The sequence below is a fragment of the Pseudomonas phytophila genome, from assembly GCF_025643095.1.
Lineage (GTDB): Bacteria > Pseudomonadota > Gammaproteobacteria > Pseudomonadales > Pseudomonadaceae > Aquipseudomonas > Aquipseudomonas quasicaspiana.
Window position 1 is genome coordinate 4294370 of the sequence record NZ_CP081201.1, and the last position, 15373, is coordinate 4309742.

The window sequence follows — 15373 nt, forward strand, 5'->3', positions numbered from 1 at the left end:
CAGAACCTGTGGGAGCGAGGCTTGCCCGCGATACAAGCACCGCGGTCTATCTGATAAACCGCGGCGCCCTTATCGCGGGCAAGCCTCGCTCCCACATTGATATCTGTTTGCTGCGCGACAGCGCGGTGTCAGTGACACCGGCGCGGCTCCCACATGAAACCGCCTACAGGATCGGTTAAACGCCTACTTCCCCGAACAGCACCTGCGGAATTACTCATGCTCGATACTCCTGAAAAAGACACCGACTACAGCGTCCCGGCCCTGGCCAGGGGGTTGAGTGTGCTGGGGATGTTCAACGCCCGGACCCGCAGCCTGAGCATTCAGGAAATCGCCGAGCGCCTGGGCGTCAGCACGTCGGCGGTGTACCGGATTCTGTTTACCCTCACCAGCATGGGCTACCTGAACAAGCTCAACACTCAGTACGAGCTGGGAGCCAGGGTCATCAGTGACGGCTTCAGTTACCTGGCCAGTCGCGACATCGTGGAAGTGGCCATGCCACACCTGAACCTGCTGCGCGACCGCACCTCGCTGTCCTGCCACCTGAGCATTCGCGAACAGACCGACAGCCTGTATCTGTTCCGCGCGTTTGCAGCCCAGCGGCTTTCGGTCAACATCCCCATCGGCACACGTATCGCCTGTCACTGCACCGCCATGGGCAGGATGCTATTGACTGCGCTGAACGAAACAGAGCTGGCGCAGCTGTATCAACACGTGCGGCTGGACGACTATCCCACTCCTGCCCCGCGAACCCTGCCTGAATTGCAACGCCTGATCGCCGAGGACCGGGACCGCGGCTGGGTACTGCATCGGTCCGACTACTCCACAGCGATTGCAACGTCTGTCCGGGATCACAACGGCCATGTAACGGCGGCAATCAATCTCTCCGGACCGGATGCGGTCATGGATCCCGAAGGTGCCACGGACCGCTTCCAGCAACTGCTTTTTGAATGCAGTGCCGGCATCAGTCGCGACTTGGGTTTTGCACCGCAAACTCTCTGATTCAGCGCCAACTGATTTCCCCCGCACGTCTTGCTCAAGAACTCCGAAATAATGCCGATAGCGGCATACCATAATACTAATTAGCAACACATATGCGTGCCTGCCCAAACCCTCCTGAGACTGCTCAGGGTGTTAGCCAGAACTGCAATCGGAGCATGGATGAATATCAAACAGAAACTGACGTGGGCATTCGCGGTCATCGCGTCCCTGCCGATCATCGTCGTTGCCAGCATCGTCATCATCAACCTGCGCAGCGATGCGACCGATGGATTCTCCGACAGCAGTGGCCGTGAAATACGGCAGGTCGCCAATGCGATGCAGCTGTTTTTCGACGGGATCAGCCAAAACGTTGAATACCTTGCTGCCAATCCTCTGCTGACCGGTGCAGGCAATGGCCTAAAGAGTTTCATGACCTCTGATCAGCAAAATGCTCCCGAATCCGAAACGGACAAGAGCATCATTGCCCTGTTCGACCGCATGGGCGTAAGCCACCCCGCTTACTCCTACATTTCCTACGGCCTCGCCAACGGCAGTTATGTACCTTGGCCTGAAGGCCAGAAATTCGGTGATTACGACCCGCGAGTCCGACCTTGGTACAAGGCGGCCCTGGCCACTCCGGGCAAGGTCGTGCGCAGCGACGCTTATTATTGGGCGGCTGACGACGCGGTGATGGTCAATACCGGGCGTACCATCAGTAACTCACTGGGCAACCCCGGCGGCGTGGTGGGCATCGACGTAACACTCAAGCAGCTGACGAGCATCGTCAAGCAGATCAAACTGGGCGAAAGCGGTTACCTGATGCTGCTGGAAAAAAGCGGCAACATTCTGGTGGATCCACGTAAACCCGAGCACAACTTCAAGAAAATTTCCGACCTTGGCGATGGTTACGCCGAACTGGCCAAAACCACCAAGGGACTGGTCGAAGTCGAACTTGATGGCGAGCGCTACATGGCCAACGTGTACCCATCCGAACAATTGGGCTGGAACTTCATCGGTCTGATCAAGCAGGACGAAGTGATGGGATCGGCCACACGCCTGACCTGGCTGATAGCCGTAATTGCTGCAGTACTGGCGATTATTTTCGCGATCCTTGGCGCCAGCTTCGCCTCGCTCATCGTGCGCCCGATTCGCAGTGTAGCCAGCGGTCTGGAAGGCATCGCCCAAGGTGAAGGGGACCTGACCCATAACCTGGATGTGCGCGGCAATGATGAAACGGCGCAACTGGCTAACTGGTTCAACAAGTTCCTCGCCGCGATCCGCAGCCTGATCCAGCACATCGGTCTGGCCGCGAACAAGATTCTCGATACCTCCACCAGCTCGACCCAGGTGTCGAACAACATGGCCGACGCCGCAGGACGTCAGCGTGAAGCGGTGGACATGGTGTCGACTGCTTTCCATGAAATGGTCGCCACGGCCAACGAAGTCGCCCGCTCGTGCAGTCAGGCCGCGGACTCGGCAGACAACGGCCAGCGTCAGGCCCGCGAAGGCCAGCGCCAGATCGACGATGCGGTGAGCAGCGTTGATCAGTTGAGTTCTGAACTGTCCCAATCAGCCACCGCGATGGTGCAGTTGGAAAAAGACAGCAACGCCATTCAGTCGATTCTCGACACCATTCGCTCCATTGCTGAACAGACCAACCTGCTGGCACTCAACGCAGCCATCGAAGCAGCGCGGGCCGGTGAGCAAGGTCGCGGGTTTGCGGTGGTGGCCGACGAAGTCCGGGCTCTGGCCAAGCGGACGGCTGATTCCACCGCCGAGATCGATAACCTGCTCGGTACCCTCGCCCGCCGCACGTCGTCGGTGACGCAACAAATGAACGCCAGCCTCGCCGTGTCGCAGCAATCGGTCGAGAAAATCGGCCAGGCACGCAGCAGCTTCGGGCAGATCCGTGAGTCGGTGGATGTGATCCGCGACATGAACACCCAGATCGCGACCGCTGCTGAAGAGCAGCACCATGTAGCGGAAGACATCAACCGGCACATCAGCCAGATCCATGGCGATGCGCAGCTGGTGGCCGAACTTGCCGAGTCAGCCCGTGCCGACTCCCGCAGTCTGGCCGCCCTGTCCAGCGAACTGGACAGTCTGGTCAAGCGTTTCCGGACTTGATGGGTAGCGGCGGGTCGAGATAAGCACTTCGACCCGCCGCAACATTCAGAAACATCCAGCCTTCAACACAAATAGAAATAATTCCTGATAGAGACGTTATACTGTAACGAATCTATAAGGAATGTCAGAAATGCCCCCTCGCAAAATGGCCTCACTCGCAGGCCTCGCTTTTGGTCTTTTGGCCGACGCCAGCTACGCAGAACAAACACCGCAAACCTATGAACTCGACACGATCACGGTCAACGCTGACGCCAATTATGAGTCAGCGACGGGCCCGGTCAGCGGCTACCGCGCCACCCGCTCCGCAACTGCCACAAAGACCGATACGGCGATCAAAGACATTCCGCAATCCATCAGCGTGATCCCCGCCAGCGTGCTCAAGGACCTGGGCAGTCATAACGTGGAGCGCGCGCTGGATTACGCCGGTGGCGTATCGAAACAGAATAACTTCGGCGGCCTGACCCTCTACGAATACAGCATTCGCGGCTTTACCACGTCCGAGTTCTACAAGGACGGTTTCAGCGCCAACCGTGGCTACCCAAGCACACCGGATGCCGCCAACGTCGAGCGCATCGAAGTGCTCAAAGGCCCTGCCGCCAGCCTCTATGGTCGAGGCGACCCCGGCGGTACGGTAAATATCGTCACTAAAAAGCCTCAGGCCGATGCCTTCACCACACTGCAGACCAGCGCAGGCAGTTGGGACCGCTACCGCACCGCACTGGACGTCAACGCCCCGCTGAATGACGACAAGAGCGTGCTTTCCCGAGTGAACCTCGCGGTAGAAGACAACAACAGCTTTCGCGATCACGTCGACAGCAAACGGGTGTTCGTTGCTCCGACGTTCAGTTGGCAGTTGAGTCCAGACACGTCTCTGTCAGTGGAGACCGAGTTTGTCCGTCATAGCTCGACCTTTGACCGCGGCATCGTCGCCCCCAACAACAAGTGGAGCGGCATGTCCCGGCGAACCTTCCTCGGTGAGCCAAACGACGGCGACATCGATAACGACAACAACATGATCCAGGCGGCGCTGGAGCATCACCTGAATGACTTCTGGTCGTTGCGTCTGGCCAGTCATTACAAGGAAGGTGAGCTGTCCGGTTACGCCTCGGAAAGCCGCGCACTGAATGCCGATGGCCGCACAGTCAACCGCCGCTACCGCGAACGGGAAATGAACTGGCACGACAGCATTACCCAGCTTGAACTGCGCGGTCTGGTGGACATTGGCAGTTGGGAGCACCAACTGTTGATCGGCACCGAGTACGAGAACTACCGCAAGAACGAGCGCGTGACCAATACCGCGGGCAGCCCGTATGCCATCGATATCTACCAACCGGTTTACGGCCAGCCCAAGCCCAACGGCATACGTTCCGGTACGGACTTCTTCGAGCACGTCGAAAGCCAGGCGCTGAACCTGCAAGACCAGATCGTTTTCACCGACAAGCTGCGCGGCATGATCGGCGCGCGCTTCGAGCATTTCGAACAGAGCATCGACGACTACACCGTCAACCTCACCAACAAGCAGCAGCACAACGCGCTGACCTACCGCACCGGCCTGCTCTACCAACTCACACCGCAAGTCGGCCTGTTCGCCAATGCTTCCACTTCGTTTAAACCCAACAACGGGACTGACGCTGCTCGAAAGAGCTTCGATCCCGAAGAAGGTGTTGGCTATGAAGCAGGGATCAAGACCGAACTGTTCGACGACCGTCTGAGCGCCACCGTTGCCGCTTTCCATATCGAGAAGGAAAACGTACTGACGCCCGAACCGGGCACCGACTTCAGTCGCGCCATTGGCAAGGCGCGCAGCCAGGGTGTCGACCTGCAATTCACCGGGCAAGTGACCGATGCGGTGCGAGTGATTGGCGCGTTTGCCTACATCGACGCAGAGGTCACCAAAGGCGACACGACCATTCCCACGGGTAGCCGCATCCTCGGCGTGGCCAAACGCAGCGGCAGTCTGCTCGGGGTTTACGAGTTTCAGAACGGCCTGCTTAAAGGCTCGGATCTGGGTGCAGCGTTCACGTATGTCGGCGACCGGTCCGGCGAGGCAGGCAAAAGCTTCGAGCTGCCCGCGTACCACACCGTCGACCTGCTGGCGCATTACAAGGCCAATGAAAACGTCACCGTTGGCCTGAACCTGAACAACCTCTTCGACGAGAAATACCTCGAGCGTTCCTACAGCAATTATTGGGTCGCCCCCGGCGAACCACGCAACTTCACCGTCAGCCTTACCCTCAGCCTCTGATTAACAAGGACTTACCATGCATTTTCCAAAAACAATTATGGCCCTGAGCCTGCTCGGCGCTTTCTCCATGCAACAGGCCAATGCCCATGGGCTATGGACCGAAGAGCGGCGCGGCAACATCGAAGTGGTTTACGGCCATGGTGCCGAGGACAGCAAGTTCAAAGCGGAAAAAGTCAGCGGCGCCTGGGCCTATGACATAAATGGCAAGATGATCCCGGTGACCGTCGAACGCCTTGCCGACCATGCGCGGCTACAACCTTTGAGCAAGCCCGCGGTGATGTCCGTCGCACTGAACAACGGCATGTGGTCACAGACTGCGGACAAGAAATGGACCAACGAAGGCCGCACCAAAGTCCCAGGGGCGGTTACAGCGTTGCAGACCTTCAAGTACAGCCTGGCGATCTACGAACCGGGCGTGAAACTGCCAACACTGAAAGGCTTGAAACTGGTCATCGTGCCGCTGGCCGACCCGCTGAGCGTCGGCCCGGGCAAAGCGTTACCCGTGCAAGTGCTACTGGATGGCAAACCGTTGGCAGGGATCAAACTGATCGGCGACTACCGCAGCCAGCCGGATGAAGTCAGCGCAACCACTGACGCCCAAGGCCGGGCCAGTGTCGTGGTGCGCAACGAGGGGCTGAACGTCATTGCAGCCGAGACCGTAGTGAAAGTGAGCGGCAATCCGGACATTGATGAGCAAGGGTTGTTTACTTCGCTGACGTTTGTCGGTGAGGCGCATCACGAGTGATAACACCTGATTTGTAATGCTTTTCTGTAGGAGCGCACGAGCACCGCGAGGCCGCGATAGCGGTGTTTCAGACAGATCGCTATCGCGGCCTCGCGGTGCTCGTGCGCTCCTACAGGTCTAGCGTTTGCCTCGAGACACCGCGCCTACAAGTTCAGATATTAGAAATACTTCAACCAGGCAATGTCCTTACGCCGTGCCTTGAAGCTAGCGAACGCCTTCACAGCCGGGAACAGTCCCACCGCCAGCAACACCGAACACAACCACACCGCGCCCACCGAATCGAAGCCAAAGTAATTGCCTTTGTTGGTGCCCCATATCGCCACGGCGATCAGGTACAGAATCTTCAGCACATACAGGTGCAGCAGGTAGAAGAACATCGGCGCAGCACCGAACACCAGCAACGGCTTGAACCACGCCCGCCCTGCTGCCTTTTCGAACCAGACCAGCAGCAACATACCGATGCCCAGCGTCAGGCTGAGGAACAGCAGCGATGGCGGGTACTTGGTGATGTTGAAAAAGCTCATCACTGTCTGCACGGTGGTCTCACCGATCGACCAGTGCTTCTCGCCGTAACCGTTCACCAGACGCAACAGGAAGAACAGCGCCAGCAGACCCAATCCTGCTAATACCAGACTATTTTGACGCTTGCGCGCATCAGCACCGGATGCGAACCACGGACCCGCCGCGTAACCCAGGGCAATCACACCGATCCACGGCAGCAACGGATATGACGTGCGCAGACGCAAACCATCCCAAGGCACAAGCCAACCGCGATCATGCAGGATCGCCCAGGGCACATACATCGCCGACTCCTGAGTGAAGTGCAGCGTATCCAGCAGGTTATGCCCGGCAATGATTACCACGCCGATTACCGCCAGCGCAGGTCTTGGCAGTTTTACCAGGATCGCCAAGGCCACCATGCTCAAACCAATGGCCCAAATCACTTGCAGGTAAACCGTGGTCGGCGGGAACTGGAAGGTCCAGGCGAAGTTCACCAGCGTGACTTCCAGAGCAATCAGGAACAGCCCGCGCTTGAACAGAAAGCCAGACACCTCACTCGCCCCGTGGCGTTCGCCGTAGAGGTAAGCCGACAGACCGGTCAGGAAGATGAACAGCGGCGCACACAGATGCGCCAGCGTGCGGCTGAAAAACAATTCAGGCGGCGTGGTGGTCACGTCCATCGGGTCTGAAACCTGGAGGTGCAGCAGGAAGGTTTCGCGAACATGGTCGAGCAACATGAACAGAATGATCAGGCCGCGCAACGCGTCAATCGATTGCAATCGAGTGGAAGCCTGAGGCTTCAGAGGGAGGGTCGTCATTGAAAAACTCATGGTGAGGGATTGGTGCGAAAGCGGCTGCTATCAGTTCAAACGAACGACTGCGCACAATCTTGAAAAAGCGCATTAATGTTATGTTATATCAACAACCAGTACAATTAGTCGTGGTGAGGTTATGCAGGATCTGCTCCAGAATGCTCACGGGTGTGCAGGAGCCAGTCAGTTAACAGCCATAACGTTATTCGCTAATGTTATTTAAATATTTTTTCTTATACCTATATCGTCTGCCCATCGTTTACATCTTTCTTTGTTCAACGCTGGAGCACGGCATGACAAACACCTCGACACGTCGCCCTCGACTTTCCCGTCTGGCCACCTCCCTGGGTCTGACAGCGACGCTTCTGACCGGCAGCTTCGCCATGCCAACCGCCGCGCAGGCTGAAGGACAACTACGCATCGCCGAACAATTCGGTATCGTTTACCTGCTACTCAACGTTGTGCGTGATCAGAACCTGATCGAGAAGCACGGCAAGGCGGATGGCGTGGACATCAAGGTCGACTGGACGCAATTGTCGGGTGGCGCAGCCGTCAATGACGCACTGCTGACCGGCGCTGTTGATATTGCCGGTGCGGGTGTCGGGCCATTGCTGACCATCTGGGACCGGACCCACGGCAAGCAGAACGTCAAGGCCGTCGCTTCGTTGGGTAACTTCCCCTACTACCTGGTCAGCAACAATCCCAAGGTAAAAACCATTGCGGACTTCACCGAGAAGGATCGCATCGCGGTCCCTGCGGTGAGCGTTTCGGTTCAGTCGCGTTATCTGCAATATGCGTCGGCCAAGCTCTGGGGCGATGCGGAATATGCCCGGCTGGATAAATACACTGTCAGCCTGCCGCACCCTGACGCAGCGGCAAGCATCATCGCAGGCGGCACCGAGCTGACCGGGCACTTCTCCAACCCGCCGTTCCAGGAGCAGGAAGTAGCAGCCAAAGGCGTGCATGTGGTGCTCAACACCTATGACCTGCTGGGTCCGAATTCGCCGACGCTGCTGTTCGCCACCGAGAAATTCCGCAACGAGAACCCGAAGACCTATAAAGCGTTCATCGAGGCACTGAGCGAAGCTGAAGACTTTATCCGCAAGGACAAAGGCGCTGCGGCAGACACTTACATTCGTGTCACCAAGGCGAAGATCAATCGGGATGAGCTGCTGAAAATCATCGACAACAAGGACTTCGAGTTCACCATCACACCGAAGAACACCTACCCACTGGCCGAATTCCTGCACCGCGTCGGCGCGATCAAGAACAAGCCTGCGTCGTGGAAGGACTACTTCTTCCAGGATGCCAAGCCGTTGCAGGGTAGCTGAGATTAAACCTGACTGTAGGAGCTGCCGAAGGCTGCGATGGCGGTGTTTCAGGATGATCGCTTTCGCAGCCTTCGGCAGCTCCTACAGGGTCCTGCTCAAGTCTTTGGCAGACGCTCTTATTCGACACCCCGCAACCCGCTCATCAACTCGTCCCGGCACTTGAGCAGCGCTTTCTCGATGCTTTCCCTGGCCTGGACAATTCTCCAGGCCGGGCCCGCCACGTCAATCGAGTAGAAACCCTGCGGCGTCTGCAAACTCACGGCCACGGACGCCACGCCCTGGGTATGTTCTTCATTACCGAACGCGATCCCGCTCTGCCGTATTTCATCCAGTTGCTCAAGCAGCAGCGGCAAGGTCAGGGTGTTGGCCGTCAGCGCCTTGATCTTGCGGCCGATCAATTTGACCACTGACTCGTTGTCCATCCTGGCCAGCAAGGCCTTACCACCGCCAATGCCATAGATGTTCAGAATGCCCCCGGGCCCGGAAGAAACCCTCAAGGAATGACTCGACACCACGGTGTGCAAAATCAATAGCTCAGCCCCCGCAGCACTGGCCAGCACAATGGTCTCGCCGGTTTCCGCCCCAAGCTTTTCAAGATAAGGCCGCGCCTTCTGCACGATGTCCACATGACTGTGAGAAGCCAGACGCATCAGCGCCGGGCCCAGACAGATTCCGCCTCGTCCGTGGACTTCCAGCAGCTCTTCAAGCGCCAGCGCATCGACCAGTCGCTGCACCGTGGAGCGAGGCAATTCACAGCGTTTGGCGATTTCCCCAAGGCTCAAGCCAGCAGGCTCTCCTTCGAGGCTGCGCAGGATCGCCGCTGCACGGGAAATAACCTGTACACCACCGCGATCTGAATCCGTCGTCGTCATGGACACACCTTGTCATAAGTACCACTGATTGATACAGTGTACCGCCTTGCAGTTAATAACTGAAACACCCTCAGCAGGATTTTTTACGTGTCAGCGCCTTCCCCACCGCCCTCTCCGGCTCCCTTTACACTCCGTCTGGCCCTGGGTCTGATCGGCGTGCTGATTGCGGCTCTGACCTCCGGGATCAATGATCGCGTCACCGATATCACGCTGGCCGACATTTTAGGCGTGTACGGTCTGGGACACGATGACGGCACCTGGATTAGCTCCGTCTACGCCGCTGCCGAAGTCTCGGCCATGTTGCTTGCCCCCTGGTTTGCAGTGACCTTTTCCCTGCGCCGCTTCGCCATTGTCGCGACCTTCGCGTTTACTTTTTTCGGCGCCATCATTCCCTTCGCGCCCAACCTGGAAAGCCTGGTCACCCTACGCGTATTGCAAGGCATTGCAGGCGGTGCGCTGCCACCTTTGCTGATGACTGCCGCGTTACGTTTTCTGCCTTGGCATATCAAGTTGTACGGTTTGTCCGCCTACGCGCTGACGGCTACCTTCGGCCCCAACCTGGCGATGCCACTGGCTGCACTGTGGACCGAAGGCGTCGATTGGCGAATGGTGTTCTGGCAGATCATCCCTTCAGGGCTGATCGGTGCGGCGCTGATTGCGTATGGATTGCCCCAGGACCCGTTGCGTCTTGAACGCTTCAAACAGGCTGACTGGCGCGGAGCATTGCTGGGGGTCAGCGGCATCACCATGCTGGTCATCGCCCTCACCCAAGGCGAGCGTCTGGACTGGCTCAACTCATCACTGATCAGCTTCCTGTTACTGGGCGCTGCAGTGTGTCTGCCCGCGTTTCTGATCAATGAATGGTTTCATCCGCTGCCGCTGTTCAAGCTGCAATTGCTCAAGCGCCGCAACTTCAGTTACGGCTTGATCACGTTGTGTCTGTTTCTCTTTGTCGGGCTGGCAGGCAGCGCAATTCCGGCGTCTTATCTGACTCAGATTCAAGGTTACCGCCCGCTGCAAACCATGCCCACGGCGTTGATTATCGCCTTGCCGCAACTGCTGATTGCCCCGCTCGTGGCGCTGGTAATCAACCGCAACTGGGTCGACTCGCGCTATGTAATTGCCTCCGGCCTCGGCTTGCTGACCATCGCCTGCCTTGGCGGTTCACAGATCACCAGCGAATGGATTCGCGACGATTTCTACCTGCTGCAATTACTGCATACCTTCGGCCAGCCGTTGGTGGTAGTGCCATTGTTGATGAATGCAACCGGCGTGATCCAGCCTCTTGAAGGTCCGTTCGCATCATCCATGGTCAACACGTTGCGCGGGCTGTTTTCAGTGATTGCCGGGGCTGCGCTGGAAAACTTCGTCACCCATCGCGAGCACTTCCACTCCAACGTTCTGCTCGACGGCGTGGGCACAAGGCTGCAGGGTCTTGAGCCCTTGCATAGCGTTCAGAGCACTGCTGCGCTGGCCCGTCAGGTCAAGGAACAAGCCTACGTATTGAGTTTCAGTGATGCCTTCCTCGCATTGCTGGCCGTCATCGGCGTTTTGCTGGTCATTCTGCTGACCCTGCCCAAGCGCGCCTATCCACCGCAACCTCCGGTACCGTCATGAAACAGCACAGAACCGCCCTCTCCCTGGCCTGCGTCGCCGTCGTCGTTTGTCTCGCTTACATCGGTTATCGCCTGATCAGCGGCGGCACCGTGCAACAGACCGACGACGCTTATATCCGCGCCGACTCGGTACTGGTTTCGCCGCGCCTTTCCGGGCAGATCAGCAAAATCGCCGTTGACGACAACCAGTGGGTCAAGGCTGGAGACTTGCTGGCTGAAATCGACAACGCCGATTACCGGGTCGCGCAACTGTCGGCCAAGGCCAACGTTGAAGCAGCATCGGCACAGATTCAGAACCTCAAGGCCAGTATCCAGCGTCAGGCTGCGGTCATCGATCAAGCCGCCGCGACCACCCGCGCCACCGCTGCATCACTCAAATTCGCTCAGGAAAACGCCAGGCGTTACCTGAACCTGTCCAACGCCGGAGCCGGTACTCAGCAGGAACGCCAGAAAGCCGATGCGGAACTGCTGGGATGGCAGGCCGCGAGAGACCGTGATGAAGCCTCGCGCGTCGCGGCATCCAAAAGCCTGGATGTGCTCAAGGCGCAACTGGAAGTCGCCAAGGCGGCGCTGGAGAAGGACCAAGCGGCCTTGCAACAGGCGGATCTGAATCTGTCCTATACCCGCATTACCGCACCGCAAGACGGCATGGTCGGCCAGCGCTCGGTCCGGGTCGGCGCTTATGTTTCTCAGGGGCAAGCCTTGATGGCCGTTGTGCCGTTGCAGGACGCCTTCGTGGTCGCCAACTTCCGCGAAACCCAACTGGCTCACATGCAGCCGCAACAGAAAGTCGAGCTGAGCGTGGACAGCTTCCCCGATCACACCTTCAGCGGTTACATCGACAGTATTGCCCCGGCGACCGGTGTCTCGTTCTCGCCGATTGCGCCGGATAACGCGACGGGCAATTTCACCAAAGTCACTCAGCGCCTGCCGGTGAAAATCAGGTTCGATGCCGATCAGCCGGATCTGCAGAAGCTGCGGATCGGCATGTCGGTCGTGGCGCGTATCGACACCGCGCAGGAGCATTGAGATGAAACGTTGCCTGCTGTTCGCCGCCATGGTCAGCCTCGGTGCCTGCTCGGTCGGCCCGGACTTTCAACGCCCGCAAGCGCAACTGCCGCAGACCTGGCAGACCAACGTCCGCCCCGGTACGGCACCGGGCAGCCCTGCTGACAGCCAGTGGTGGCAGCAACTGGGCGACCCGCAATTGACCGCACTGGTGGAGCGCTCTGCCAAGGCCAATCTCGACGTGCGCGCCGCCAGTAATCGCCTGGAACAAAGCCGGGTCATGCGTCAGGTAACCGGCAGCCAGCAATTACCCGGTGTTGCCGCCAATGGCAGTTACCGTCGTGCACGCAACAGTGCCGAAGGCCTTAATGATCCTTCCGGCGAACAAGGCCAGGCCCCGTTTGAACTGTGGAGCGCCACGCTGGACGCCAGTTGGGAGCTTGACCTGTGGGGGCATGTACGGCGCAACGTCGAAGCCGCCGATGCGGAAATCGAGCTGACCCAGGCCCAGCGCGACGGCGTGCTGTTGAGCATCGCCGCCGAGACCGCCACCGATTACATTCGTCTGCGCGGCGTGCAGGCCAAGCTCGGTGTAGCCCGGCAGAACCTGGAGATCGCCAAGCAAAGCCGACAGTTGACTCAGGCCCGTTTCGACAATGGCGTGACTACCAATCTCGACACCTCCAACGCGGCTGCTCAAGTGGCGACCATCGAGGCAGTGATTCCAACCCTGGGTGCCGAACAGGATCGCCTGATCAACGCCCTGAGTTATCTGCTCGCCGAACCACCTCGTGCGTTGAGCGCTGAACTGCTCGAACCGAAAAGCATTCCTCATCCGGCACCTGACGTGCCGCTGGGTCTGCCTTCGGAACTGGCCCAGCGGCGCCCGGATATCCAGCAAAGCGAGGCCGCCCTGCACCGGGCCACGGCGGCCATTGGCGTTGCGCAAGCTGACTTTTATCCACGGATCAGCCTTGGCGCCAGCTTCGGTACGCAAGCGCGGGACGGTTCGGATGTGGGGGCGTGGAGCTCTCGCCAATGGACCTATGGCCCAAGCCTGTACCTGCCGATCTTTCAGGGCGGCCGCCTGACCGGCACTCTGGAACTGCGTAAACGCCAAGAACAGGAAGCAGCGTTGAATTATCAGCGTGTTGTGCTCGGCGCCTGGCATGAAGTCGATAACGCCATGACGGACTATGCCGCAGAGAAGCAGAAGCACAGCGCCCTGCAGGAGGCCGTCAGCCAGAACAACATCGCCCTGAGCACCGCTCGCGACCGCTACACCCAGGGCGCGGCGGACTTCATCAACGTGCTGAATGTGCAACGGGCATTGCTGGACACCCAAAGTGCTCTGGTGGACAGCGCGACGGCGGCGGCGATTGACCGCGTCAGGCTGTACCGCGCACTGGGCGGTGGTTGGCCAAAGGGGTGAAACGCAATTGCGCGCTACCAAACATTCCGTAGGACTGGCTTCAGCCGGGAGGACTTTATTCCGGACGAAAGATAATCTCCGGATGTACTGGCCCTCTCCCGGCTAAAGCCGGTTCTACGGGGTTGCAAGCAAACATAGAATCTCCCACAGACGATCGCCGAATCCGTAGGAGCGCGCTTGCCCGCGATTCAGGCACTGCGGTGGATCAGGCATACCGCGTTATCGTTCTTCGCGGGCAAGCCACGCTCCCACAGGCGATCGCGCTATCCGTAGGACCGGCCGGGCGGCGTTCCGCTTTAGCCGGGAGGGCGTCGGGACATTCACTACATACTCTTCGTCAGAAATACCGCTCTCCCGGCTAAAGCCGGTCCTACGGGATTGCAAGCAAACATAGAATCTCCCACAGGGATCGGCGCAATTCAGATAAAAAAACAGGCTGCCCTCATGCCAAAGGAACAGCCTGTAAAAACAACGAAGTTTTTGAGTCGCTTTCAGCTCATCACTTGGCTGTAATCACCGACAATTTGGTAATCCCTGCCCGCTCGATGGACGCCATGGCGCGCGCCACTTCCCCGTAGTTCACACCATCGTCAGCCTGCAATTGCACGCGTACATCGGGGGCTTTTTCCCTGGCGGCCTTGAGGTTGGTTTCCAGCAGATCCGGCTGGATTTCATCCTTGTTGATGAACAGTTTGCCCTGCCCGTCGATGCTCACCACCAGCGGGTCTTTCTGCTCTACCGGGGCAACCGACTCGGTCTTCGGCAAATTGATCGGGATCGAGTTGGTCAGCAGCGGCGCAGTGACGATGAACACCACCAGCAGCACCAGCATCACGTCCACCAGCGGCGTGACGTTGATCTCGCTCAGGACTTCATCGCTGTCTTGTGTGGAGAACGCCATCTCAGGATGCCTCCTGCACTTTCTGGCCAACTGTCGGTGCAGCGTGCTTGTTCAAAACAGGGTGCAGCAACACGCGGAACGAGTTCTTCTGGGCCAGGCTGTAGAAGTCGTGAGCGAAGTCATCCAGATCAGCAGCCGTCAGCTTGAGGCGACGCAGGAAGTAGTTGTAAACTAGCACCGCAGGCACCGCGACCGCGATACCCACACCGGTGGCGACCAGTGCTGCGCCAATCGGACCGGCAACCGTTTCGAGGCTCGCCGACCCCGCCGCACTGATGCCTTTCAAGGCTGACATGATGCCCCAGACCGTGCCGAACAGACCGATAAAGGGCGAGGTGCTGCCGATACTGGCAACCACCGCCAGACCGGTTTCCAGCGAGCGGCGCTCCCGAACGATCTGCTGACGCAAGGCGCGTTCCAGGCGGTCCTGATGATTGATCGCCTGACTCAGGTCAGTGGCTTGCGCGCCATCCGGTACCTGAATCGCGGCATAACCGGCCAACGCCACACGAGCGGCGGCACCCGGTTGTTCCTGAGCCAGTTGCGCGGCGGAATCAAGGCTCGATGCAGCCCAGAATTGCTTGTGGAATTTGCGGTCCTGATTCTTCAGGCGGGTGAACTGAACGCCCTTGAGCAGGGCCAGGCCCCAGGTGGCAACGGAAAACAGGACCAGCAGCCAGATGACGGCGTGCTCGACGGATTCGAAAGGGGAAGCAAGTAGGTTCATGGCACGGCTCTCTCTGAACAAGGCATGTGTGGTGTAGCGATGCGCCTTTTGTTCAGGTAGCTCGCGAGGTCAATCTGA

General features: G+C 58.7%; 11 protein-coding genes and 2 pseudogenes. 9 read left to right on the forward strand and 4 right to left on the reverse strand.

The window, feature by feature from the left end; translation table 11 throughout:
* Positions 1–216 precede the first annotated feature (216 nt).
* The 5 genes and pseudogenes from K3169_RS19360 (at position 217) to K3169_RS19375 (ending at position 6095) form a co-directional block, all read left to right on the forward strand.
* Complete coding sequence (locus K3169_RS19360) at positions 217–999, forward strand: IclR family transcriptional regulator (protein WP_122708834.1); 783 nt, start codon at positions 217–219, stop codon at positions 997–999.
* A gap of 315 nt (positions 1000–1314) precedes the next feature.
* Positions 1315–2247: pseudogene (locus tag K3169_RS29835) on the forward strand (cache domain-containing protein); the annotation flags it as partial.
* 258 nt (positions 2248–2505) lie between these two features.
* A pseudogene (locus K3169_RS29840) lies at positions 2506–3105 on the forward strand (methyl-accepting chemotaxis protein); the annotation flags it as partial.
* Positions 3106–3235: 130 nt separating this feature from the next.
* Positions 3236–5350 carry a TonB-dependent siderophore receptor gene (locus K3169_RS19370; protein ID WP_263267501.1) on the forward strand — a complete coding sequence of 705 codons (2115 nt, stop codon included), beginning with the start codon at positions 3236–3238 and terminating at the stop codon, positions 5348–5350.
* A gap of 16 nt (positions 5351–5366) precedes the next feature.
* The gene (locus K3169_RS19375) at positions 5367–6095 is read left to right on the forward strand and encodes a DUF4198 domain-containing protein (protein ID WP_099271051.1); all 729 of its coding nucleotides are present in this window, start codon (positions 5367–5369) and stop codon (positions 6093–6095) included.
* Positions 6096–6253: 158 nt separating this feature from the next.
* Here the strand turns inward: K3169_RS19375 and K3169_RS19380 are convergent, their stop codons facing one another.
* On the reverse strand, positions 6254–7414 hold the full coding sequence (locus K3169_RS19380; RefSeq protein ID WP_263267503.1) for a DUF1624 domain-containing protein: 1161 nt from the start codon (positions 7412–7414) through the stop codon (positions 6254–6256).
* Positions 7415–7701: 287 nt separating this feature from the next.
* On the opposite strand from K3169_RS19380, the gene K3169_RS19385 reads away from it, so the two are divergent.
* Positions 7702–8739: an ABC transporter substrate-binding protein gene (locus K3169_RS19385; RefSeq protein WP_263267505.1), complete on the forward strand. Its 1038-nt coding sequence runs from the start codon at positions 7702–7704 to the stop codon at positions 8737–8739.
* Positions 8740–8855: 116 nt separating this feature from the next.
* Here K3169_RS19385 and K3169_RS19390 read toward each other — a convergent pair whose 3' ends face one another.
* On the reverse strand, positions 8856–9611 hold the full coding sequence (locus K3169_RS19390; RefSeq protein WP_263267507.1) for an IclR family transcriptional regulator: 756 nt from the start codon (positions 9609–9611) through the stop codon (positions 8856–8858).
* Between the two features lie 87 nt (positions 9612–9698).
* Here K3169_RS19390 and K3169_RS19395 point away from each other — a divergent pair, with 87 nt between their 5' ends.
* Genes K3169_RS19395 through K3169_RS19405 form a run of 3 tightly spaced genes read left to right on the forward strand, consistent with a single transcriptional unit; the run spans position 9699 to position 13667 of the window.
* Positions 9699–11228 (forward strand): MFS transporter, encoded by a 1530-nt coding sequence (locus K3169_RS19395; protein ID WP_263267509.1) that lies wholly within the window; start codon positions 9699–9701, stop codon positions 11226–11228.
* A complete protein-coding gene (locus K3169_RS19400) occupies positions 11225–12256 on the forward strand; it encodes an HlyD family secretion protein (RefSeq protein WP_263267511.1) in 1032 nt (343 codons plus the stop codon). The genes K3169_RS19395 and K3169_RS19400 overlap by 4 nt, the downstream gene beginning before the upstream one ends.
* A 1-nt stretch (position 12257) precedes the next feature.
* Positions 12258–13667: an efflux transporter outer membrane subunit gene (locus K3169_RS19405; RefSeq protein WP_263267513.1), complete on the forward strand. Its 1410-nt coding sequence runs from the start codon at positions 12258–12260 to the stop codon at positions 13665–13667.
* A 499-nt stretch (positions 13668–14166) separates the two neighbouring features.
* On the opposite strand, the gene K3169_RS19410 is transcribed toward K3169_RS19405, so the two are convergent.
* Both K3169_RS19410 and K3169_RS19415 read right to left on the reverse strand, forming a co-directional pair.
* On the reverse strand, positions 14167–14568 hold the full coding sequence (locus K3169_RS19410) for an ExbD/TolR family protein (protein WP_027902823.1): 402 nt from the start codon (positions 14566–14568) through the stop codon (positions 14167–14169).
* A gap of 1 nt (position 14569) precedes the next feature.
* Complete coding sequence (locus K3169_RS19415) at positions 14570–15295, reverse strand: MotA/TolQ/ExbB proton channel family protein (protein WP_027902822.1); 726 nt, start codon at positions 15293–15295, stop codon at positions 14570–14572.
* Positions 15296–15373 lie beyond the last annotated feature (78 nt).